Source organism: Spirosoma foliorum, assembly GCF_014117325.1.
Classification (GTDB): Bacteria; Bacteroidota; Bacteroidia; order Cytophagales; family Spirosomataceae; genus Spirosoma; species Spirosoma foliorum.
The window spans coordinates 7,105,513-7,126,992 of sequence record NZ_CP059732.1; the positions used below are offsets into that span (position 1 = coordinate 7,105,513).

Consider the following 21,480-nt stretch of genomic DNA (forward strand, 5'->3'; position numbering starts at 1 on the left):
TATGGCCCAGAATCAACTCAAAAAATTGTTAGGCGTCGGCTTTGGCGTGGCTGTTACCATTGGCGGTACCATTGGCACGGGCATTCTCCGTAAACCTGGACCAATTGCGCAGGATATTGGCAACCCTACCCTTATCATCGCTGTTTGGTTGATTGTTGGCGTATATGCCCTGGCGGGTTCGTTGTCGGTAATGGAGTTGGGAACAATGTTGCCCAAAGCGGGAGGCTGGTACGTATATGCCCGCAGGGCATTTGGCAACTATGCTGGCTTCATTATTGGCATCAGCAGCTGGCTGGGGAGTGTATCGGCTATGGCGTTTGGCGCAGCGGTCATGAGCGAATATACGGCCTTACTATTTCCATCAACTGCTGATTATCAAAAGATTGTTGCCATTGGGATTCTGGTAGCATTTGTGGCGTTCCACTCCATTGGGGTACAATTGGCCAGCCGGGCGCAAGAAGTGATGAGCCTCCTGAAAGGCGTTGGCTTATTGCTCTTTGTTGTCGTTTGCTTTGTGGTAACCCCAGATCAGCCAGCTCTTTCCGCTACGAGTATCCGTCCATTAGCCGAAGGTGGTGTCTGGATAGGCATTCTGGCGGCTCTTCAATCCGTTTTTTATACCTACGATGGCTGGCATACAGCGGCTTACTTTACTGAAGAAGACGTTGACCCCAGCCGAAATCTACCTCGCTCGATGATGAGTGGCGTCTTGCTCATCATTGGTATTTACATCCTTGTCAATTTGGCGTTGCTCTACGTACTGCCGGTTGAGACGCTAGCCAGCTCAAAACTTCCGGCTGCCGATGCCATTCAAGTGTTATTCGGCCCAGGAAGTGCCCAGGTCGTAACGTTCCTGCTGATGATCTCGATTATGGGGATCATCAATGCCCAAATCATGTTCAATCCGCGGGTCATTTTCGCGATGGGCCGGGATGGGCTGTTTTTTCGATTCGTTACGCACGTGAACGAAGGGGGAACGCCTACCTACGCGACCGTGCTAACAGCAGGGGCATCGACACTGATGATTCTGACGAATACCTATAGCAAGCTCTCCGATATCGCTACGTTTTTCTTTGTGCTCTGCTATGCTTCTGCTTTCGCGGCCTTGATTCAGTTGCGCCAAACCGAGCCGGATCTCGCCCGACCCGTTCGGGCATGGGGCTATCCGTTTACGACCTGGACATTGCTTATTGCTTCGCTTGCCTTTCTGCTGGGCGTGGTTATTGGCGATTTCTCAAGCAGTCTGTACGCCGTTGCCTTCATTGGTGTGAGCTACCCGATCTATCGAATTATCAAGTGATTTTTGTGATGCCAGATGCTTACATCTGGCACTGTGAGGTTTCTTAAAACCTCGTTAGAATAGATAGAATTATTGTATCGGCGAACCATCCTCAAAGTGTCGGTTTTAAGAAACCGACACCACGCAATAGAATAAACGTTAAACCATGACAACTGTATTAACACTAACCAAAAGCATAGCCAAACAGATGCTCGAGGATAAAAAAGAGATCCAGGAATATTTGAAGACCAAAGATGAGTCTAAAAGACCAGGAGGAATCAAATTTGCAGCTCTTATTCCCCGATCAACTTGTATCGATAGGGATTTATCGGAATAAATGATCGTTCGATGTAGACAGGTAAAGCTGTCTTATTTTCGGCTTATGCATTTGGCTTATCTAGATAAGCTACTCAAACGCATAACTCGTTATGACCTCTTTATTTTTTCGGCTTACATCCCTTCTGTTCCTGCTTCATTTCGTTGCTATAGGGCAGGTCGATCATCTGGCTAAAGCCAATAAACTTCCCGCCCACCCGCGATTATTGTTGTTGAAAGGCGAAGAAGAAGCCATTAAACAGACCATTAGTGCTGATAAAACCTGGGGTAATTTGAACCAGGCGATTCTGAACGAATGCGATGCCTTGCTCGACAAACCTTCCCTAGAACGGATAAAGATTGGGCGACGCTTGCTCGACAAATCCAGAGAAGGCTTACGGCGGGTATTTTATCTAGCCTACGCCTGGCGATTCACCCATCAGGAAAAGTACCTGAAACGAGCGGAACAGGAACTACTAGCTTTATCTGCTTTTGACGACTGGAATCCGACCCACTTTCTGGATGTGGCCGAAATGACAATGGCCGTTTCGATTGGTTACGATTGGCTTTACAACGACTTATCCGAACAGTCGAGGTCGATTATCAAAGATGCTATTTTGAAAAAAGGGATTGAACCCTCTTTAGATTCGAAATACAATAGCTGGCTAAAAGCGACGCACAACTGGAATCAAGTCTGTAATGCCGGGATGGCTTATGGCGCGCTGGCCATTTATGAAGATCAACCCGAACTAGCCAAAAGCATCATTAATCGAGCAATCGAATCGGTTGTGTTGCCTATGGGCGATTACAGCCCAAACGGAGCTTATCCAGAAGGATATAGTTATTGGGGCTACGGCACCAGTTTTAATGTGATGCTCATCAGCGCTGTTGACAAAGCCTTCGGAACCGATTTCGGCCTGACCAATGAACCGGGATTTCTGAAAACGGCGGGCTATCTGGAAAACATGACTGGCCCCTCCGGGAATGCCTTTAACTATTCCGATTCGGGTTTATCTGGTGAATTACAACCCGCCATGTTCTGGTTTGCTCAAAAATCGAAAGACCCTTCTTTACTGTGGGTTGAACGAAGTCGGTTACAAACGAATGACCCGAAGAAGCATGTTAAGAATCGACTGCTGCCGGCCATTATGCTTTGGAGCAACGGCGTAAGCATGAATGCGATTGCCGAACCGAAATCTAGCATGTGGGTTGGAGAAGGTCGTAACCCGGTAGCGCTTATGCGCACTTCCTGGTCCGATCCGGCGGCAATTTATGTCGGGTTAAAAGCGGGTAGTCCGTCGGTAAACCACGCGCACATGGATATTGGCTCGTTTGTAATGGAAGCCGATGGTGTGCGTTGGGCAATGGATTTCGGGATGCAGGAGTATGAGTCGTTAGAATCGAAAGGCGTGGATTTGTGGAATAGCAAGCAGGATTCGCAACGTTGGCAGATTTTCCGGTACAACAATTTCGTGCATAATACGCTCACAATAAACAACGGATTGCAACGGGTTGCGGGAAAAGCCGCCATCACGCATTATTCCAATACGCCGATGTTCATGAATGCGACCACTGATTTAACGGATGTCTACAAAGAGTCATTGGCAAACGTAAACCGGGGTGTCGCTATCCTGGATAAATCGTATGTAATCATCCGGGATGAACTCGAAACGCCATCCACCGAAACCACTGTTCGATGGACAATGCTTACTCCGGCTACAGTAACTCTTACGGGTAACAAAGCGGAATTGACTAAAGATGGCAAGAAACTAATTTTACAAGTTGACGAGCCCGCTCGTGTCGAATTAAAAACCTGGACAACCAATCCACCTCATGAGTACGATGCGCCCAATCCGGGAACCACTTTGGTTGGGTTTGAAATAACGCTGCCCGCCAATACGAAAACGGCGCTTACGGTACGATTAGTCCCTGAAAAATCGGTTAACCAAGCCGCTAAAAAAGTACCGCCATTAGCGCAATGGCCGAGCAAGTAGTAAGGAACTACGCTCTTCTAAAACCGCTCATGAATTTCTTTCAACAGCTCCCCCGTTCGTCGGCGCATTTCGCTTACTGTCTGGGTGAAGTTGTTATGCATAATACTGAAGTAGAGCGTCTTGCCCGAATGCGTCAGCACATAACCACTTAAATTATAGACGCCCGTCATAGAGCCCGATTTGGCAAAAATATAAGGCTTACCATCCATCGCTATACTTCGTAACGTACCCGATTGTCCAGCAGCTGGCAGCAACGCAAATAATCGTTGTCGAGGTACTTTCGCATCAATACGACCGAGTAAGTCAATCAGCACGTTGGGCGTAAAAACGTTGTAGCGTGACAGGCCCGATCCATCGACCCATCTGGCCGAAGTAGTTGGTAAGTGCAACACACTATCAGTCATTCTGCGTAGTTCAGTCGCCGGCGTAAGAGTAGTGGACCCGCGCTCAGCTGATACCATAAACAGTACCTGTTCGGCAAACTGATTATCACTTACAAATAGCATCCGTTTGTAAAGCGAATCTGTCACAGAACCCCGTAATAGCCTGGCTATCGGTGTTAGGGGACGATTTATAACACCGACAGGGCGGTGCAATGTATCGGATAAGAGCTGGGTCACTAACTCTGTCGACCACCGAAATGGTACGTCCTGCTGATTAGACTTATTACCATTTGTCTTAACAAATTGATTTGTATATTCCGATCGCTTAACACTGTTAACTCCAGATTTATCATTTGAATTAATCTGTACACTATCAGCAAATCGGCGAGGATTAGTTTGTCCATTCCGAAATCGAACTACATTTCCATAAATGGGTAGTGAAGCTAACTCAGGGGAATAATCGTCGCTATAGTCATCCCATGCCCAGCCTGGCCCGAAGCGCGGACCGTTATAATTCGAGGGCGAAAAGAACAACTTTTCGGGGCGTTTTCGTAGAAAAGCTAACGCGCTCGTATCGGGTAAATCAGGATGGAGTAATAAGGGGTTTCCGGTGCCCCAGAAAATCAGCGAATCACCACTGGTAACATAGCGTAGTGTAGGCAACGAATCGGGCAAGGAGAACAATCCCGCGTAAAAACTAAACAGTTTCGTGTTCGATGCGGGGATGAATGGTTTATCGGCATTGTATTGAATCAACGCCTTTTTCTGAATGGGGTCGTAGAGCGCGACGCCCGTAAAATGATCTGTATAGATTGGGTTCGTTCGTAAATCACGACTGATGCGACGGGCAGGAGAACAACCTAAAACAATACAGGCAAAGGCGAGCGGAAACAATGCTTTCATACACAGACTTATGTGAATTACTTTGCAATAATAACCTTCTTCGTCTGTATCGAGTCGCCTACTTTCAATTGCATCAAATACAAGCCTGCGGGCAATTGCCCAACATCAAGTTGCTCACTAATCTGTTTCCCGTTTACTTTCAGGGTCAATTGCCGAATGGTCTGTCCAGTTAGGCTGCTAATCGTCAGTCCGAGTTCGGAAATTGGTTTTAGTAGTTCAGCTTCCAGTTGCATCGCCCCATTGCTTACCGGGTTCGGATATAGCTTAAATGAGCCTTCACGAATAGGTTCTTCAGCTAATACTAACGGAACGAGCGTTTGAATAAACAGGTTGTCTATAGCCCATCCCCATCCGTACGAGAGTGGATCGGCAAACAAACGAAATCGGATCATGAGTTGATCACCGGCCTTGAAACCCGTCGTTTGATTCAATAACGGTATTTCCCGTCGTCGATACATAGCCGGAAAGCCGCCCGCTTTGGAGTTTTTCTCACTACGCAAACCCGTTACTAAGTCGCTGTTATAGGCTGTTAACCATTCCGTTCGGGCATTTGCGCTATAGGCATCTAGCAGCGGTTTCCAGGTTTGGCCATTATTGCTGGAGCCTTCGACCACAACGTAGTCATAAAAATTATTATCACCCAGCCCACTACCCGTCGCACCCGGCTCAACCAGTACAATTTCATCGAATCGAATAACAGCGCTATCAGGATTCGCTTTTATCCGAATCGGCGTTAGCAACGTGTAGTCGTAGTTACTTTGCGATTGAAAATCAGTGCCATTCGGATACGGATGCATTGAATGAATAGCCCCATCACCAAAACTGGCTGGCGTGGTGACCGTAAATCCATAGCCCGCAAAATCGCTGGCCGTTGCTGCATCATTGAAGGTATTCACATATTGATCGCGTACCGCTTTTGTAGCTACAACCGTAAGCTGATAGAAACCGGTCGACGGATTAGTAGTCTGATTTTTAGCCCGAGAACCATCCTGCGCAACAATTCGATAGGTGATCTTGTCGCCAACTTTCAGTGAGTTCGCTGGAAAATTAATTCGATTGACGTAAACACTGTCGTACGTATAATTGCCGATCGTCAATCGATTATAGCTTAGTGGTAATGCTGGCTGCGATACGCCATTGATCTGGTAATCAATATAAGCACTAGAAATACCCGCCCGATCATCAGCTATCCGGGCATAAATTGGTAAACTATCGGCAACGGCTGTCGAGAAAATACTCGTTTTTGCGGGCGCGTACTGAATAGTTGGCGGCACATTGTCGGGGCCGATCTTAACATGATTCCAAATCTGCCCTCCCGCGAGTTGCTTTCCCGGATTTGAAAACGTCCGGCCCGACGCATCCTGCACCTGAAAATAATACCAGATATCACCCTGTGCCTGAGCAGCTGGCAATGTGTACTGATAGGTATCGGTGGTGCCAATACGAATTAAGCTAACAGCTGTAGCCACCGAATCAGTGGCGGTTGGCGCAGTTTTACGATAAAATAAGCGCATTGAACCTGCTATCAATGTTGTGTCGCTAATGATACGTGTGCTAAATACCAGGTCTTTAGCATCTTCTGTATTCGCGATTGGATCATGCAGTACCGACGTTGTTTTCCATTCCAGATCGGAGAAGAATTTCAGTACATTGATCCCCGGCGAATGAATCGACTCGGCAAGGCCCAACTTCGGTGTCATGAGCGAGTTAACATTGCCAGGAGGGTATGTATCCTCATCTAAGTGGTAGATACTGGAAGCCCGCGAAAACGTAGATTTAGCATGCACCCTGAGTTTCTGTCCTGTGGTTTGTTGCAAAACCGCACCATTCAGAAACAGATCATTCCCTGTTAGCTGGCGATTCAACGGAATGGAGTTATTCGGAAAAACATCCTGCGAGGTTACCAACCGTCTTTTCGGCCCACCAGCTCCCCCTGTTTCAATAAAGCAATCATAAATCGAGGGTAGAGCCGCCAGATATTGCCCATTGTTCATGTCGCCGGGAAAATCCGTAACGTTGAAAAAGCCGATGAACCCCAATCCGTGCGCCAGTTCGTGTAGTACGACCGTCACCATATCGGTTTGCCCCGCGGGTGTTAGCCCATCTGTGCCAAAATACCACTGATTATTCCGGTTGAAATCTGCAACAATATCAGCTTCATTAAGGCCATTTAAGTCTTTATGAGCAATTTTTTCAGCCAGCGCAATCGGGTAAAAGGCGGTTGCTTTCTGCCCTCCGTCGAAATTATAGCGGTAAGACGTCGGTCCAGCCGAACCTAATAAATTGGGTTCATCCGATACCCAATTAGCCTGAATTCGGATTGGTACCGAAGAGACAATTAGCGTAGACCAGATGTCGACCGCATATTGAAAGGCTTTTTGGGCCTCTTGTGTAAAGTTGGTGTACGTAACAATAAACTGGGCCGTTTGAGGGGCCAAGCGCCCAGATGAACTTTGTCTTTTCAGAAAAGCCTCGGGAGCGGGTACTCTTGAGAAAGCGTCACGGTCGTCTTTATAGTACTTAATTTTAGTTCCGGCGATGGATAAACTAAGCGGGTATGTTGCTGCTGCGCTTGGTGTGGATGAGCCAACTTTCTGAGCAAACACGGGATTTAACAGCATCCTAACCGCGAATAGTACTACCAGCAACTTCCCGTAGTTCATAGGTATTTATAGTGATTCATCTGCTGCAAGTTTCACTTCAAAACGACCATTAGCAAATGGGCGTCCTAAAAATGATCGTACAACAGTTATTCATCAGCAGGCGGAATATACAACTACCCAGCCTGTTTCGGTGAACAAGCTAGGCAGTTGTAAACTACGTTGCTGTGATTATTCAGAATCGTCTCCTCGGTCTGTGAGGACACAGACCGAGGAGACACACATCTTTTGAGCCTGCTCGAAACTCCATTAGGAGTGCCCTGTCAATAGAAAACAAAGGATTGTCCATAACCCCAAGCGCCGTAGGTGCAACCTATATAGCCCAAATTAGGTCGCACCTACGGCGCTTAGAAATCTTTGTAAGCGACAATAACTATTGACAGGACGCCCTTACAGGGCTGATTAGCTATGTCAGAGATGTGTTTATACTCTAAGTGAGGACACAAGCCGAGGAAATCGGCAGGCCCAATTTGTTGATTAATAAGTTCAAATCAATTACTCAGAATCAGCCGTTTTCTTCAGCACAAGCGAAACCGAATTCAGGCAATAGCGCATGCCGGTAGGCGGAGGGCCATCATTGAACACATGCCCGAGGTGAGCGTCGCATACATTGCATAACACTTCAACCCGATGCATCCCGTAACTATAATCTTTTTCCAGCCGAATTCGATCAGCCTCGATGGGCTCTGTAAAACTCGGCCAACCCGTACCCGACTCAAACTTGGTTGTTGATTCGAATAACTCGGTACCACAGCAAACGCAGGCATAGAGGCCGGGGTCGTGGGCTTCGCAGTATTCACCCGAGAAAGGTCGTTCGGTACCTTTTCCCCGTGCCACTCGATATTGTTCCGGCGTCAGGATTTCCTGCCATTCCGCATCGGATTTGATAACTTTCTGAAGCATAATTGTTGTTGCTACTGATTGCAGATTTGCGCACAAACGTAAAACGCAATCTCGCTGATTTGTGTTTCAGGCGTAAATTTGTAGAAAGGTATCTGGTTTATAGTGTTTGCGTTTTGCTGACGCGAACCATACCATAAACCAGATACAATAAACGATAAACACATTGACCACCCGGCAGATATTACAACAGTTTTGGGGATACACCAACTTCCGACCGATGCAGGAAGATGTTGTGAATACAGTGCTGGATCGACAGGACTCGCTGGTGTTGATGCCTACGGGTGGTGGTAAATCCATCTGCTTTCAGGTACCAACGCTGGCCATGAAAGGCGTTTGTATTGTGGTCACACCCCTCATTGCCCTGATGAAAGATCAGGTTGAGCAGCTTCGTAAACGGGGCATTCCGGCAGCAGCCATTTATTCGGGCATGCACTACCGGGAAATCGATACAACGCTCGACAATTGCATTTACGGTAATACCAAATTCCTATATGTCTCTCCCGAACGGCTTCGAACCGAAATCGTTATCGAGCGGGTCAAACAGATGACGGTTTGTCTTTTAGCCGTTGATGAAGCGCACTGTATTTCGGCTTGGGGATACGACTTTCGGCCACCTTATCTGCAAATCGCCGAATTTAGAGAGCTCATTCCAGACACGCCGATTATTGCGCTCACCGCTTCGGCCACGCCTGACGTTCAGAAAGATATCGTTGAAAAGCTGGCCCTAAAAGACCCCGCTATCTTTCGACAAACCTTTGCCCGGCCTAATCTTTCTTACTCGGCAGTACTTGAAGAAAACAAAGACGCAAGATTACTCCGCGCCTTACAAAACGTACCGGGCTGCGGCATTGTGTATGTGCGTAGCCGCAGGCAAACGCAGAAAGTAGCGCAGTGGCTAAACAGGCAGGATATTTCGGCCGATTTTTACCATGCAGGACTAACAACTCAGCAGCGGGCTGAAAAACAGGATGCCTGGATTCAGAATCAGACTCGGGTCATGGTGGCAACCAATGCGTTCGGCATGGGTATCGACAAGCCCGATGTACGCATTGTAATTCATTTAGATGTTCCCGATTCGCTCGAAGCCTACTATCAGGAAGCAGGTCGGGCTGGGCGCGATGGGCAAAAAGCTTATGCGCTGATGCTCTACACACCAGACGATCTGGAAAGTCTGCGCTTCCGAACTGAGCAGCTTTATCAGCCCCTTGAGATGTTGCGTCGAGTTTATCAGGCATTGGCAAACTACACGGCAGTACCCGTCGGCGGGGGTGAATTTGCTAGCTACGACTTCGATCTGGGCGCATTTTCGGCTACATTTAGTCTGCCCCCGCAGGAGACTCACTATGCGCTTAAGCAATTGCAACTGGAAGGCTTTATTCAGCTGAATGAAAATTATTTTCATCCATCACGGCTAACAATCGTTCTGGACAATCGGCAATTGTATGAATTTCAGGTTCTGCACTCGCGCTTCGATTCATTTCTTAAACTACTTCTGCGCGTCTACGGGGGTGAGCTATTTACCGATTTCATTACAATCTCCGAATCGACGCTGGCAAGAAGTTTCATGATTAATCAAAGCGAAATTGAGCAGTTGCTAACGCAGCTTCATGAACGCAATGTGGTTATTTATGAAAAACAAAAAGACAAACCTCAGCTAACATTTTTGACTCCTCGTTTCGATGCACCTTCGTTGCCCGTTAACATCCAGGAACTGAATCGGCGGAAGGAATTAGCCATGCGAAAAGTGCAGGCAGCCATTCTGTATACCGAGCACCAAACGCAGTGCCGCACCCGATTGCTTCAGGCTTATTTCGGTGAAAAACCGGGCGACGCTTGTGGCATCTGTGACAATTGTCTCAAAAAGAAAAAATCAGCCGAAACGGCCACAGCAGCCGTACGTGAGCAAGTCCGTGATTACGTCGCACTAGCAAATGGGCCAGGCGTATCCCCGAAACAATTGGCTCACCATTTCGCCCAAACCGATGCCGATTCGCTGGCTCAAATCGTGAAACTGATGCTGGCCGAAGAGGAAATCCGGTACAACAAAAACGGAAATTTGACGCTAAATCTTGGGTAAGTAAATGGATAATGAATAATGAATAATGTAAAATGGGTATAGACTAACGATCAACTCATCATACATTATTCATTTTACATTATCCATTCCCGTGACTCTAGTCTCTCAAAGTTGTCATTTATCCCACAACCGTGCAGTTTGTCCCTTTGAGTTGGAGGGTCGGTTGAAGGCTTTTATGTTTGTGCTGTCGAACCAAACGAACATAAACCTGCATAACTCATGAAAACGATTATCGCCACAATCATCACGATCGGACTACTTATTTCAAATCTTGCTAAACCTTGTTTCGCTCAAACTGCAACTCCAGCTTCAAACGGCGCAACCTACTCATTGACCGTTGTCGTACACAACGTGAACACACGATCGGGCAAACTGTATATTGGCCTGGCTAATAATCAGGCAACGTTCACCGGCGAATCATTTCAGCGAAAAGTAATTGATGTGACCCCTTCGGGCGAGCTTACTACCGTTTTCGAAGGTTTGCCAACCGGGAAGTATGCGATTCGTCTATTTCAGGATTTGAACGGAAATCAGAAAATGGATTTTTCAGGACAGATGCCGTCCGAACCCTTCGGCTTCTCGAATGTCTCGATGCTCATGGGGCCACCTGATTTCGATCAATCGGCCATTGAATTGAACGAGAATAAAAGCATTCGGGTACGCGTGATGGAGATGTAAATAAAACCTTTGCGTTAAAAAAATGGATCAGGCCTTGATCGGTATAAAACAAACGCTTTATATTTGTGGCGCAGAGGGGCTAAAGGTTGCGAAGACATCCGCCTTCCCTTCCTGATACAAAGATAAAGCGAGTTAGAAACTCATGAATAATACAGTTAACAACAACATTTGGTGGTGGCATTCTTCTCAACAGGGATGAAGGTTGCCGCTATTGTTGTTTATCAACAAATTTCCTAAGGCTCACCGTCATCCCGGTGAGCCTTATTTTTTTTATGCACTAACGACTATTGACTTATGACTATCGATTTAAAACCCACCTACCGCGTTGTTAGCCGCCATAAACGGATGCTGGCTGATATTATCACGCCGGTAAGCATCTACTTGCGTATCCGCGACCGCTTCCTGAATAGCATTCTGCTCGAAAGCTCTGATTACCACGGAAACGACAACAGCTTTTCTTACATCGCGTTCGATCCGATTTCCCGATTTTCGTATGAGGGTGGTAAGTTAACCGTCAAAATGCCGGGGGAAGACGAGCAAACCAACGAATTGCCCATTCAGGAAATGCGGGCAGCTTTACAAGAATATAAAGATTGCTTCAAGCACGAAAAGGCCCCGTTTCCGTTCATTACCAATGGTTTGTTTGGTTACTTCGGTTACCCATCCGTGCAGAGTTTCGAGGACATTACCCTTCACGCGCCGGTACCAACCGAAAACCAGATTCCAGCGGCCGTCTTTACCGTTTATCGTTACGTACTGGCCATCAACCATTTCAAGGACGAGCTGTATTTATTTGAACACAGCTACCTTCGCGATGGCGATACCGAATCGGAAAGCACACTAGACTACATCAGTGACCTGATTACGAGTCGAAATTACCCGACTTATTCGTTCAGCCCCGCCGGACCCGAGCAATCCAACTTTACCGACGATGAGTTTCGGGCGGTTATTCAGAAGGGTAAAGACCATTGCCAGCGGGGCGATGTTTTCCAGATCGTATTATCCCGTCGTTTTTCGACCCCATTCACGGGCGATGAATTTAATGTATACCGGACACTCCGTTCGCTCAACCCTTCTCCTTACCTGTTCTACTTCGATTACGGCAACTACAAAATCTTCGGCTCTTCGCCCGAATCGCAGATTGTTGTCAAGAACCGTCAGGCCACTATTTATCCGATTGCGGGCACTTTCCGGCGTACAGGTGACGACCTCCGCGACGCCGAATTAGCCCAGCAATTATACAATGACCCCAAAGAGTCAGCCGAGCACGTTATGCTGGTCGACTTAGCCCGCAACGATCTCAGCCGGAATTGTGATGTGGTGAACGTGGAGACCTTCAAAGAGATCCAGTATTATTCGCACGTGATTCACCTGGTATCTAAAGTTGTAGGCGACCTGACCGAAGAGGCCGATCCTTTACAAATCGTAGCCGAAACCTTCCCGGCCGGAACGCTCTCGGGTGCCCCCAAGCACAACGCCATGCAATTGATTGATCGTTATGAAAACCTGAGCCGTAGTTTTTACGCGGGTAGCATTGGCTATATGGGTTTCGATGGTGAGTTCAACCATGCTATCATGATTCGGACATTTATGAGCAAAGACAACACACTTTATTATCAGGCCGGTGCCGGTATCGTGGCCAAATCAGTTGTTGAAAGCGAGTTGCAGGAAGTCCACAACAAACTGGCTGCCTTACGAACAGCCCTCGAGCAAGCGAAACAATTGTAATGTAACGCGGACATCTTGTCCGCACGGATATAAATGGCGGACAGGATGTCCGCGTTACTTATGAAACTTTTAGTCTTAGATAATTACGATTCATTTACCTACAATCTCGTCTACATCCTCCGCGATTTAGGGCTGAAACCCGATGTCATTCGGAATAACAAGATTAGCCTGGAGGCTGTGGGCAAGTACGACAAAATCATGCTCTCACCGGGTCCGGGAATCCCGTCAGAAGCGGGTATTATGCAGGATTTGGTTCGAGAATATGGCCCAACCAAGAGCATTCTGGGCATCTGCCTCGGGCATCAGGGGATTGGCGAAGTATACGGTGCTACGCTCGAAAATCTTGGCGATGTGCTGCATGGTGTAGCCCACAAAGCAACTGTAACCGATCCCTCCGAACGACTCTTTACCGATATTCCAGAAAAGTTAATGGTTGGTCGTTATCACTCCTGGACAGTTGTTCCCGATTCGATGCCCGAGGATTTGCGGATCACGGCCGTAGATGAAGTCGGACGCGTTATGGGGCTGGCTCATACACGCTTCGACGTAAAAGGGCTTCAATTCCATCCGGAATCTGTCCTGACCGAAAACGGCGTCAAGATGATTGAGAACTGGTTGAAAATTAAAGAGTGAAAGAGCGCAAGAGTGGCTGGCGCGTCCATTTCACTCTTTCACTCTTTCACTCTTTCACTCTTTGCACAATGAAAGCTATTTTAAATCATCTTTTCGAATACAAGCACCTAACCAAAGACCAGGCACGTGAAGTGTTGCTGGGCATTGGTCGGGGAGAATATAATCAAGCCCAAATTGCCTCGTTTTTAACGGTTTACATGATGCGTAGTCTGCGTCTGGAAGAACTGGAAGGCTTTCGCGACGCGATGCTTGAACTCTGTTTACCGGTAGATCTGACGGCCTATGACCCTATGGATTTGTGCGGCACCGGGGGCGACGGCAAAGACACGTTTAATATCTCAACGCTGTCATCGTTCGTGGTGGCGGGGGCGGGTCAGTGCGTGGCCAAACATGGTAATCATGGCGTGTCGTCCCTGGTTGGCTCCTCTACTGTAATGGAAAAACTGGGGTATCGATTTACGAACGATGTGGGTGAGTTACAGCGAAAAATGGAGACGGCTGGCATTTGTTTCCTTCACGCTCCTTTGTTTCATCCGGCGATGAAGAACGTGGCACCCATTCGTAAAGATTTGGGCGTAAAGACATTTTTCAATGTCCTGGGTCCTATGATTAATCCGGCAAAGCCTGCTAAACAGCTGGTTGGCGTCTTTAACCTTGAATTGGCGCGATTATATGCGTACCTTTATCAGCAAACCGACAAGCGGTTCATGATTCTGCATGCGCTGGATGGTTACGACGAGATTTCATTGACGGGACCATTCAAAGTCATTAGTAATCAGACAGAACAGGTGTTGGAACCCGAGCAATTGGGACTAACTACCTTAACGCCCGAATCGCTGGCAGGTGGGCAGACGCTGGATGAATCGGCACAGATTTTCATGAACGTGCTGAATGACGAAGCAACCTCTGCCCAAAAGCAGGCCGTTCTGGCCAATTCGGCCATGGCGTTGCTGGCTGCAGGAAAGACAACTACCCGCGAAGAAGCCGTAGCGATGGCCCGAGAGTCGTTGGAGAGTAAGCGGGCGCTGGCATCTTTTAAAAAATTAATTGACTACTAGTTGTTCTTCCGATTTATAACCCAATCGAAGGACAGGAAAATAGATAAAATGACGATTCTTGACGAAATAATTGCCCAAAAACGAATCGAAGTAGCCCAGCGAAAAGAAGCGACCCCCGTAGCGATATTGGAACAGATGCCTGACTTCAAACGTATCTGCCTGTCTTCACGCGATGCGGTTCAGGATTTACACTCGACAGGCATTATTGCTGAGTTCAAGCGAAAATCGCCCTCCAAAGGTATTATCAACGACAAAGCCGATGTGGCCGAAACTACGCAGGGTTATGTGCGGGCGGGCGCGGCTGTGCTGTCGGTTCTCACCGATGAGCCTTTCTTTGGCGGAACCCCTGCCGATTTACAGGCGGCACGATTAGCCAACCCCAACACCCCGATTCTTCGCAAAGATTTCGTCGTTGACCGCTATCAGTTGCTCGAAGCAAAAGCCTGGGGTGCCGATCTGGTTCTGCTTATTGCCGCCTGTCTGACACCAGAAGAGGTCGCCGAACTCAGTATGCAGGCTCATGATTTGAGTCTACAGGTCTTGCTCGAAGTTCATGATGAAGAAGAACTGGATCGAAGCCTGAATCCAAACATTGATTTAGTAGGAGTCAATAACCGGAATCTAAAAACGTTCAAAACCTCGGTCGATACCTCACTTCGGCTGGTTGAACGAATTCCCGATACGTTTGCCAAGATTACTGAAAGTGGCCTACACGATGCCGAAACGATGCTTACCCTGTTCCGGGCGGGTTTCGATGGTTTCCTGATCGGCGAAGCGTTTATGAAAACAGCCGACCCAGCCGCTGCTTTACAAACGTTAGTCACTGATTTTACTTCACGCATGCTCACTTCTTCAAACTTGTACAACTCATGAAAATCAAAGTGTGCGGTCTACGCGACGCCGACAACCTGAAAGAGATTGCCGCCCTGCATCCCGATTTTGTAGGATTTATTTTCTACGATCAATCGCCACGCTTTGTGGGTGAAGATTTAGATGAAGCTGTTGTAAAAGCCTTGCCCAAGTCGATTCGGAAAGTAGGCGTGTTCGTAAACGCCAGTCCGGATTTTATTCTTCGATCGGTTAAGAAGTACGATTTTCAGTATGTGCAACTGCATGGCAACGAAACGCCAGAATACTGCCGGAGCCTGCGCAACCGGGGAATTAACATCATCAAGGCATTTCGGGTCGATGAGTCGTTCAACTTTTCGATGCTGAATAACTACAAAGCGCAATGCGACTTCTTCCTGTTCGATGCCAAAGGCGATCAGCCGGGTGGCAACGGGCACACGTTCGACTGGAGCATCCTGAGTCGGTATGATAACGAAAAGCCATTTTTCATCAGCGGTGGCATTGGCTTGGACAACCTCGACCAACTGGACATGCTGAAAGGCATGAAGCTCTACGGCGTTGACGTAAACAGCCAGGTTGAAATTGCTCCCGGCGTGAAAGACGTTGCCAAAGTAAAGGAATTGATCGACCGCGTACGACCCGTTGAAGAGGAAGAGACGGTGTAAAGCAACAAATTTTCTAAGTGGGTATATTTGCAATCATGAATGAGCCCACTTATCCGTTAGTAATTAGTAATAATGCCTTAACTTATAGATTCGATAGCATTAGTGATCAGTTAATAATTCATAAAGCTATTGAGTTTAGTCCTTTTCCTTCAAATGCTATCTTTTACAATCTAGCCTTGTTAGATATAGAAGACGGTGGCACTGCAAATGACTTGGCTGTTAGTAATAACCAAGACATGAATCGAGTTATCGCCACTGTTTTTAAAGCTATTCTGTTATTCTTTGAAAAATACCCAAACAAGCTAGTTTATTTTAAAGGTAGTGATGAAGCAGGACTGCGTACTCGTTTATATCGAGTCCTCATTTCGAGAGAACTGGAAAAGGTAAATAAGATGTTTGCCGTTTATGGTCAACTTACGGAAGACACCTACGAAGAATTTATTCCTAACAGACCTTATATCGCCTTCATTTTTCAACTTAAGCACTAGTATGAGCACAACTGAACGAAAGAAATCAGTAGCCCGGTTGAAAACAAAAGATAAGCCAGGAATGTCGAACAAAGGAAAATATGCCTCTGTAGAAGAAGCTTCTCTGGCCAAAATGGAAGCAGCAAAAGAGTTTATTGCCAATCTTGATATGGCTCTTTTCAAAAAGAATGGGCCTATCGAATAGTTAATTACCATGCAAACTACCCTCGAACCCAAAACCTCATTTGAGGTATCTAATAAAGGATTTTACGGCCACTTCGGTGGAGCATTCATTCCCGAAATGCTCTATCCAAACGTCGAAGAATTACGCCAGAATTACCTGACTATCATAGCTGATCCAGCTTTTCAGGCTGAGTTCTGGCAACTGCTTGAAGACTATGTCGGTCGCCCAACTCCCTTGTTTCTGGCAAAACGACTCTCCGATAAAGTTGGCGGAACGGTTTATCTCAAGCGTGAAGATCTTTGCCATACTGGAGCACATAAAGTCAACAATACGATTGGCCAGATTCTGGTTGCGCAGCGGCTTGGCAAAAAACGCATTGTTGCCGAAACAGGCGCAGGTCAGCATGGTGTAGCAACGGCAACAGTTTGTGCACTTATGGGTCTGGAGTGCATTGTCTACATGGGCAGTATCGACATGGAGCGTCAGAAACCTAATGTAGACCGCATGCGGATGCTTGGTGCAACGGTCGTTCCGGCAACGTCGGGCAGCCAAACCCTTAAAGATGCCACCAACGAAGCTATGCGTCACTGGATTAATAATCCAGTCGATACACACTACATCATCGGTTCGGTAGTTGGTCCCCACCCCTATCCAGACATGGTAGCGCGGTTTCAATCAGTTATCTCGCAGGAAGTTAAGAAGCAACTCCTTGCCAAAACGGGTAACGAAAACCCTAACTATGTAGTAGCTTGTGTGGGTGGTGGCAGCAATGCTGCGGGTGCTTTTTATCATTACCTCAATGAGCCTTCCGTACGCCTGGTAGCTGCCGAAGCCGCTGGGCAAGGCGTTACATCAGGCCACTCGGCTGCTACGACGGCCCTTGGCAAGCCAGGGGTATTACACGGAAGCCGGACTATTCTGATGCAAACCGAAGATGGTCAGGTCATTGAGCCTTACTCCATTTCGGCGGGACTGGATTATCCGGGCATCGGACCTCTACACGCTCACTTGTTCGAATCGGGCCGGGGTGATTTCTACGCCATCACGGACGATGAAGCGCTACAGGCTGGCTTTCAACTCAGCAAGCTCGAAGGTATTATTCCGGCTCTGGAATCAGCCCACGCACTGGCAGCTCTTGAGAAAATGAACCTCAAATCGGATGATGTGGTGGTGGTTTGTTTGTCAGGGCGTGGAGATAAAGATTTAAGTACGTATTCAAAATATTTGTAGTGTTTTTGTCATTCCGACGATAGGAGGAATCTCAAACTCCCTAAAACGAGACGCTTAAGATTCCTCCTATCGTCGGAATGACAAAAAAGTGACCACCAATGACACAAGAACTCACTCAAAACCGCATTACCAACCTGTTCACGCATAAAAGTGAACGGTTGCTGAATGTATATTTTACTGCTGGCTTTCCCAACCTTGATGATACCGTAACTATCCTACGCGGTTTGCAGGCTGCCGGTGTCGATATCGTTGAAATCGGGATGCCCTATTCCGATCCCGTCGCCGATGGGGAAACGATACAGCAAAGCAATGACAAGGCTCTGAACAATGGCATGTCGTTGAAAACGCTGTTTGCTCAATTGGCCGATTGCCGCAAAGGAGCAGATCCGGTAAACGTGCCTATTTTATTGATGGGCTACATCAATCCCGTCTTGCAGTTTGGCATCGAAAATTTCTGTAAGAAGTGCCAGGAAGTTGGCGTCGACGGTGTCATTTTACCTGACCTTCCGCTCGATTTGTTTCTGGACGAATATGCCTCAATCTTCAATGAATATGGCATTCTGAATGTTAATCTCATTACGCCCCAAACGTCGGAAGCACGTATCCGGCACATTGATGCCGAGTCTGATGGCTTTATTTACATGGTTTCGTCAGCGAGTATTACGGGTTCGGTGAAAGGGGTTAGCGACACCATGCAGGCTTATTTTGAGCGAATTGCGGCTATGAACCTGCGCAATCCTCGGCTGATTGGTTTTGGCATCAACAATCACGAAACCTTCGATACGGCCAGTAAATATGCCAATGGAGCCATTGTTGGTAGCGCATTTATCCGTCATTTGACCGAGCAAGGTACATCGCCCGAGAGCATCCAGGCGTTTGTGCAGACGATTCGGGCGTAACGGCTTACCTTTGTAACATGAATTCCGAGATTAATTTCGATAAATCGCCCGATGGGCTGATTCCCGCCGTCATTCAGGATGCCGAAACCGGCAAAGTCCTGATGCTAGGTTATATGAATCGTGAGGCTTACGACAAAACCACCGCCGAAAATGTCGTAACCTTTTTCAGTCGTAGCAAACAACGGCTCTGGACTAAAGGTGAAACGTCGAACAATTTTCTGCACGTCAAAGAGATCCTGATCGACTGCGACGGCGATACGTTGCTTATTAAAGCCAATCCTGCCGGACCAACCTGCCATACGGGTGCTGATACCTGTTTCGATGAAGTCAATAAACCCGCCGGAGGCACTCCAGCCGGGGGCCAGTTTCTTAATTACCTACAAGGCATCATTCACGACCGGAAAGTTAATCCATCCGAGAAATCGTACACGACAACTCTGTTCAATCGAGGGGTTAATAAGATTGCTCAAAAGGTTGGCGAAGAAGCAGTTGAGCTTGTGATCGAAGCTAAAGACGATAACGACGACCTGTTCAAAGGAGAAGCCGCCGATTTACTATTTCATTTTTTAGTGTTGCTAGAGCAGAAAAATATTGATTTAAACGATATTGTGGCTGTGTTGCAGACCCGCCACGTCAAACAATAGATTCGGCTTTGCGGTTTGTCTGTTCACAAGGATGGGTATCACAGGGGTGCCCACACAATGTTATTCACCAAACACTCACTTTCCTATGGGACTGATTATTCGTATCCTTATCAGCGCAGTAGCCGTTTGGATAGCGGCTTATTTTATTCCAGGCGTTTCTGTTTCAGGAGGAGCCGGTACTTATTTGATGGTTGCTATCGTACTAGGTTTTCTAAACGCCTTTATTAAGCCCATTCTTACCGTTCTCACGATTCCAATCACGATTCTGACACTCGGCCTGTTTCTATTGGTACTGAACGTCATGATGGTTTATCTGACAGCTTATCTAATACCGAGTTTTCACGTCTCCGGCTTTATTGCTGCGTTGTTGTTTAGCTTTTTAGTCTCCATTGTGACAGCATTGATCGACGCAATCGTCTAACCGACAGTCTATCTAAACATATGAATGCCGCGACCTCAGGTTGCGGCATTCATTGTTTTTAAGGGTCGTCATTTTTCCGTAGGTTTCGTCATAAACTCCTTACCCTATGCCCGAAGCTACCTCTCCCTATGATGTTCTGGTAATTGGCGCAGGCTACGCTGGTTTAACAGCGATGCATGAGCTCAAAAAAGCCGGCAAAAACGTATTACTTCTGGAAGCCCGTGAGCGGGTGGGCGGTCGTGTCTGGACGAAACGATTTGACGATGGCTCCTACGTTGACCTCGGTGGTGCCTGGGTTGGTCCAACGCAGGATCGGCTTTACGCGCTGACGAACGAGTTTGGCGTCGACACCTTCAAGACCTATGACGAAGGTAAAAGTACCCAGTTTTTTCGGGGACAGGTGAAGCGGTATAAAGGCTTAATTCCTCCCCTACCCGTTGGCGCTTTGTTAAGTCTTGATGCAGCAATCAAAAAAATGAATAAGCTGTCCAAAACCGTCAATCTTGCTGAGCCCTGGGCAACTCCCAAAGCAAGTAAGTGGGATTCGATGACACTGGCAACCTGGATGAACCAGCAAATGAGCTTCGATGTAGCCCGGCAATTTTTCAAAATTGCTGCCGAAGCCATCTGGGCTGCAGATCCAGCCGAAATTTCGATGCTTCATGCCTTGTTCTACACCAAATCGGGCCGGGATTTAGATACCCTCATGAACATAAAAAATGGAGCGCAGGAAGAACGCTTTGTGGGAGGAGCCCAAACCATTGCCAACCGCATGGCAGCTACGTTTTCTGATCAACTTATTTTTAACAGTCCGGTAAAAGCAATTGTACAAACGGGCGACCTGGTGAGTGTTGTTACCGATAGGCAAACCTATCAAGCCCAACGGGTGATTGTAACAGTCCCGCCTATACTTCAAAATAGAATCGACTTCCAACCGCTCCTTCCGGCACAGCGGGCGCAACTAATTCAACGAATGCCGATGGGCTCGGTCTGGAAATGCTATGCCATCTATGATAAACCCTTCTGGCGCAATCAGGGACTCAACGGACTAGCGGCTACGCCCGATGGCCACATAACCGTTACCTTCGACAATTCCCCTAAAGATGGCAGCCAGGGAGTTATGATGGGTTTTGTACTAGGAAATCAGGCAAAGGAATTTTCGGGGCTTTCCGACGAAGACCGTAAACTGTCGGCGCTTCACTCTTTTGCTACGTTTTTTGGGCAGGAAGCCCTTAAACCCATCCGTTATCTAGATCATAGTTTTATGGACGAAGAATGGTCGCGTGGATGCTATGCAGGGCTGATGGGTCCGGGTGTCTGGACAACTCTTGGCCCGTCGTTGCGGCAACCCATCGGACGAATTCACTGGGCAGGCACTGAAACCTCAGACATCTGGAATGGCTATATCGATGGCGCTGTTCGTTCAGGAGAGCGGGCGGCTAAGGAAATTATGATGTATGATGTATGATGTATGATGTATGATGTATGATGTATGATGTATGATGTAATC

The 21,480-nt window shown here is 47.4% G+C and carries 19 protein-coding genes; 16 read left to right on the forward strand and 3 right to left on the reverse strand.

The annotated features are described in order from the left end of the window. The first annotated feature begins 1 nt into the window (after nt 1). Nucleotides 2–1,300 carry an APC family permease gene (locus H3H32_RS29865; protein ID WP_182459370.1) on the forward strand — a complete coding sequence of 433 codons (1,299 nt, stop codon included), beginning with the start codon at nt 2–4 and terminating at the stop codon, nt 1,298–1,300. A 407-nt stretch (nt 1,301–1,707) separates the two neighbouring features. Next, complete coding sequence (locus H3H32_RS29870) at nt 1,708–3,588, forward strand: heparinase II/III domain-containing protein (protein ID WP_182459371.1); 1,881 nt, start codon at nt 1,708–1,710, stop codon at nt 3,586–3,588. A gap of 17 nt (nt 3,589–3,605) precedes the next feature. On the opposite strand, the gene H3H32_RS29875 is transcribed toward H3H32_RS29870, so the two are convergent. The 3 genes from H3H32_RS29875 to msrB all read right to left on the reverse strand — a co-directional run bounded on the left by H3H32_RS29875 (nt 3,606) and on the right by msrB (nt 8,437). Next, on the reverse strand, nt 3,606–4,874 hold the full coding sequence (locus H3H32_RS29875; RefSeq protein WP_182459372.1) for a D-alanyl-D-alanine carboxypeptidase/D-alanyl-D-alanine-endopeptidase: 1,269 nt from the start codon (nt 4,872–4,874) through the stop codon (nt 3,606–3,608). 17 nt (nt 4,875–4,891) lie between these two features. Further along, a complete protein-coding gene (locus tag H3H32_RS29880) occupies nt 4,892–7,537 on the reverse strand; it encodes a T9SS type A sorting domain-containing protein (protein ID WP_240543536.1) in 2,646 nt (881 codons plus the stop codon). 492 nt (nt 7,538–8,029) lie between these two features. Continuing rightward, entirely contained in the window at nt 8,030–8,437 is a 408-nt protein-coding gene (gene msrB / locus H3H32_RS29885; RefSeq protein ID WP_182459373.1) for a peptide-methionine (R)-S-oxide reductase MsrB, read from the reverse strand. 163 nt (nt 8,438–8,600) lie between these two features. On the opposite strand from msrB, the gene H3H32_RS29890 reads away from it, so the two are divergent. From H3H32_RS29890 to H3H32_RS29955, 14 genes are all read left to right on the forward strand, one after another. After that, the gene (locus H3H32_RS29890; RefSeq protein WP_182459374.1) at nt 8,601–10,514 is read left to right on the forward strand and encodes a RecQ family ATP-dependent DNA helicase; all 1,914 of its coding nucleotides are present in this window, start codon (nt 8,601–8,603) and stop codon (nt 10,512–10,514) included. Between the two features lie 219 nt (nt 10,515–10,733). Next, a complete protein-coding gene (locus H3H32_RS29895; protein ID WP_182459375.1) occupies nt 10,734–11,192 on the forward strand; it encodes a DUF2141 domain-containing protein in 459 nt (152 codons plus the stop codon). Between the two features lie 294 nt (nt 11,193–11,486). Next, nucleotides 11,487–12,920 carry an anthranilate synthase component I family protein gene (locus H3H32_RS29900; RefSeq protein ID WP_182459376.1) on the forward strand — a complete coding sequence of 478 codons (1,434 nt, stop codon included), beginning with the start codon at nt 11,487–11,489 and terminating at the stop codon, nt 12,918–12,920. Between the two features lie 60 nt (nt 12,921–12,980). Continuing rightward, nucleotides 12,981–13,553, forward strand: coding sequence for an anthranilate synthase component II (locus tag H3H32_RS29905; protein ID WP_182459377.1), 573 nt, complete (start codon nt 12,981–12,983; stop codon nt 13,551–13,553). Nucleotides 13,554–13,621: 68 nt separating this feature from the next. Further along, nucleotides 13,622–14,611, forward strand: coding sequence for an anthranilate phosphoribosyltransferase (gene trpD, locus H3H32_RS29910; RefSeq protein ID WP_182459378.1), 990 nt, complete (start codon nt 13,622–13,624; stop codon nt 14,609–14,611). A 48-nt stretch (nt 14,612–14,659) separates the two neighbouring features. Then, a complete protein-coding gene (trpC, locus tag H3H32_RS29915) occupies nt 14,660–15,484 on the forward strand; it encodes an indole-3-glycerol phosphate synthase TrpC (protein ID WP_182459379.1) in 825 nt (274 codons plus the stop codon). Beyond that, a complete protein-coding gene (locus H3H32_RS29920) occupies nt 15,481–16,125 on the forward strand; it encodes a phosphoribosylanthranilate isomerase (protein WP_182459380.1) in 645 nt (214 codons plus the stop codon). The genes trpC and H3H32_RS29920 overlap by 4 nt, the downstream gene beginning before the upstream one ends. A gap of 35 nt (nt 16,126–16,160) precedes the next feature. Then, on the forward strand, nt 16,161–16,613 hold the full coding sequence (locus tag H3H32_RS29925) for a DUF6934 family protein (protein ID WP_182459381.1): 453 nt from the start codon (nt 16,161–16,163) through the stop codon (nt 16,611–16,613). A gap of 1 nt (nt 16,614) precedes the next feature. Beyond that, nucleotides 16,615–16,797: a hypothetical protein gene (locus H3H32_RS29930; RefSeq protein ID WP_182459382.1), complete on the forward strand. Its 183-nt coding sequence runs from the start codon at nt 16,615–16,617 to the stop codon at nt 16,795–16,797. A 9-nt stretch (nt 16,798–16,806) separates the two neighbouring features. Beyond that, nucleotides 16,807–18,006, forward strand: coding sequence for a tryptophan synthase subunit beta (gene trpB / locus H3H32_RS29935; RefSeq protein WP_182459383.1), 1,200 nt, complete (start codon nt 16,807–16,809; stop codon nt 18,004–18,006). 98 nt (nt 18,007–18,104) lie between these two features. Beyond that, nucleotides 18,105–18,905 (forward strand): tryptophan synthase subunit alpha, encoded by an 801-nt coding sequence (gene trpA, locus H3H32_RS29940; protein ID WP_182459384.1) that lies wholly within the window; start codon nt 18,105–18,107, stop codon nt 18,903–18,905. Nucleotides 18,906–18,922: 17 nt separating this feature from the next. Next, nucleotides 18,923–19,549, forward strand: coding sequence for a bifunctional phosphoribosyl-AMP cyclohydrolase/phosphoribosyl-ATP diphosphatase HisIE (gene hisIE / locus H3H32_RS29945; protein WP_182459385.1), 627 nt, complete (start codon nt 18,923–18,925; stop codon nt 19,547–19,549). A gap of 85 nt (nt 19,550–19,634) precedes the next feature. Next, nucleotides 19,635–19,970 carry a phage holin family protein gene (locus H3H32_RS29950; RefSeq protein WP_182459386.1) on the forward strand — a complete coding sequence of 112 codons (336 nt, stop codon included), beginning with the start codon at nt 19,635–19,637 and terminating at the stop codon, nt 19,968–19,970. Between the two features lie 106 nt (nt 19,971–20,076). Continuing rightward, on the forward strand, nt 20,077–21,438 hold the full coding sequence (locus H3H32_RS29955; RefSeq protein ID WP_182459387.1) for a flavin monoamine oxidase family protein: 1,362 nt from the start codon (nt 20,077–20,079) through the stop codon (nt 21,436–21,438). The last annotated feature ends 42 nt before the right edge of the window (nt 21,439–21,480 follow it).

Excerpts from the sequence above, each read along its gene's own strand:
- H3H32_RS29870 (WP_182459371.1), top strand. The coding sequence starts at position 1,708 with ATGACCTCTTTATTTTTTCGGCTTACATCCCTTCTGTTCCTGCTTCAT.
- H3H32_RS29865 (WP_182459370.1), top strand. The coding sequence starts at position 2 with ATGGCCCAGAATCAACTCAAAAAATTGTTAGGCGTCGGCTTTGGCGTG.
- trpB (WP_182459383.1), top strand. The coding sequence starts at position 16,807 with ATGCAAACTACCCTCGAACCCAAAACCTCATTTGAGGTATCTAATAAA.
- H3H32_RS29950 (WP_182459386.1), top strand. The coding sequence starts at position 19,635 with ATGGGACTGATTATTCGTATCCTTATCAGCGCAGTAGCCGTTTGGATA.
- trpD (WP_182459378.1), top strand. The coding sequence starts at position 13,622 with ATGAAAGCTATTTTAAATCATCTTTTCGAATACAAGCACCTAACCAAA.
- hisIE (WP_182459385.1), top strand. The coding sequence starts at position 18,923 with ATGAATTCCGAGATTAATTTCGATAAATCGCCCGATGGGCTGATTCCC.
- H3H32_RS29925 (WP_182459381.1), top strand. The coding sequence starts at position 16,161 with ATGAATGAGCCCACTTATCCGTTAGTAATTAGTAATAATGCCTTAACT.
- H3H32_RS29955 (WP_182459387.1), top strand. The coding sequence starts at position 20,077 with ATGCCCGAAGCTACCTCTCCCTATGATGTTCTGGTAATTGGCGCAGGC.
- H3H32_RS29895 (WP_182459375.1), top strand. The coding sequence starts at position 10,734 with ATGAAAACGATTATCGCCACAATCATCACGATCGGACTACTTATTTCA.
- msrB (WP_182459373.1), bottom strand. The coding sequence starts at position 8,437 with ATGCTTCAGAAAGTTATCAAATCCGATGCGGAATGGCAGGAAATCCTG.
- trpC (WP_182459379.1), top strand. The coding sequence starts at position 14,660 with ATGACGATTCTTGACGAAATAATTGCCCAAAAACGAATCGAAGTAGCC.
- trpA (WP_182459384.1), top strand. The coding sequence starts at position 18,105 with ATGACACAAGAACTCACTCAAAACCGCATTACCAACCTGTTCACGCAT.
- H3H32_RS29905 (WP_182459377.1), top strand. The coding sequence starts at position 12,981 with ATGAAACTTTTAGTCTTAGATAATTACGATTCATTTACCTACAATCTC.
- H3H32_RS29900 (WP_182459376.1), top strand. The coding sequence starts at position 11,487 with ATGACTATCGATTTAAAACCCACCTACCGCGTTGTTAGCCGCCATAAA.
- H3H32_RS29880 (WP_240543536.1), bottom strand. The coding sequence starts at position 7,537 with ATGAACTACGGGAAGTTGCTGGTAGTACTATTCGCGGTTAGGATGCTG.
- H3H32_RS29930 (WP_182459382.1), top strand. The coding sequence starts at position 16,615 with ATGAGCACAACTGAACGAAAGAAATCAGTAGCCCGGTTGAAAACAAAA.
- H3H32_RS29875 (WP_182459372.1), bottom strand. The coding sequence starts at position 4,874 with ATGAAAGCATTGTTTCCGCTCGCCTTTGCCTGTATTGTTTTAGGTTGT.
- H3H32_RS29920 (WP_182459380.1), top strand. The coding sequence starts at position 15,481 with ATGAAAATCAAAGTGTGCGGTCTACGCGACGCCGACAACCTGAAAGAG.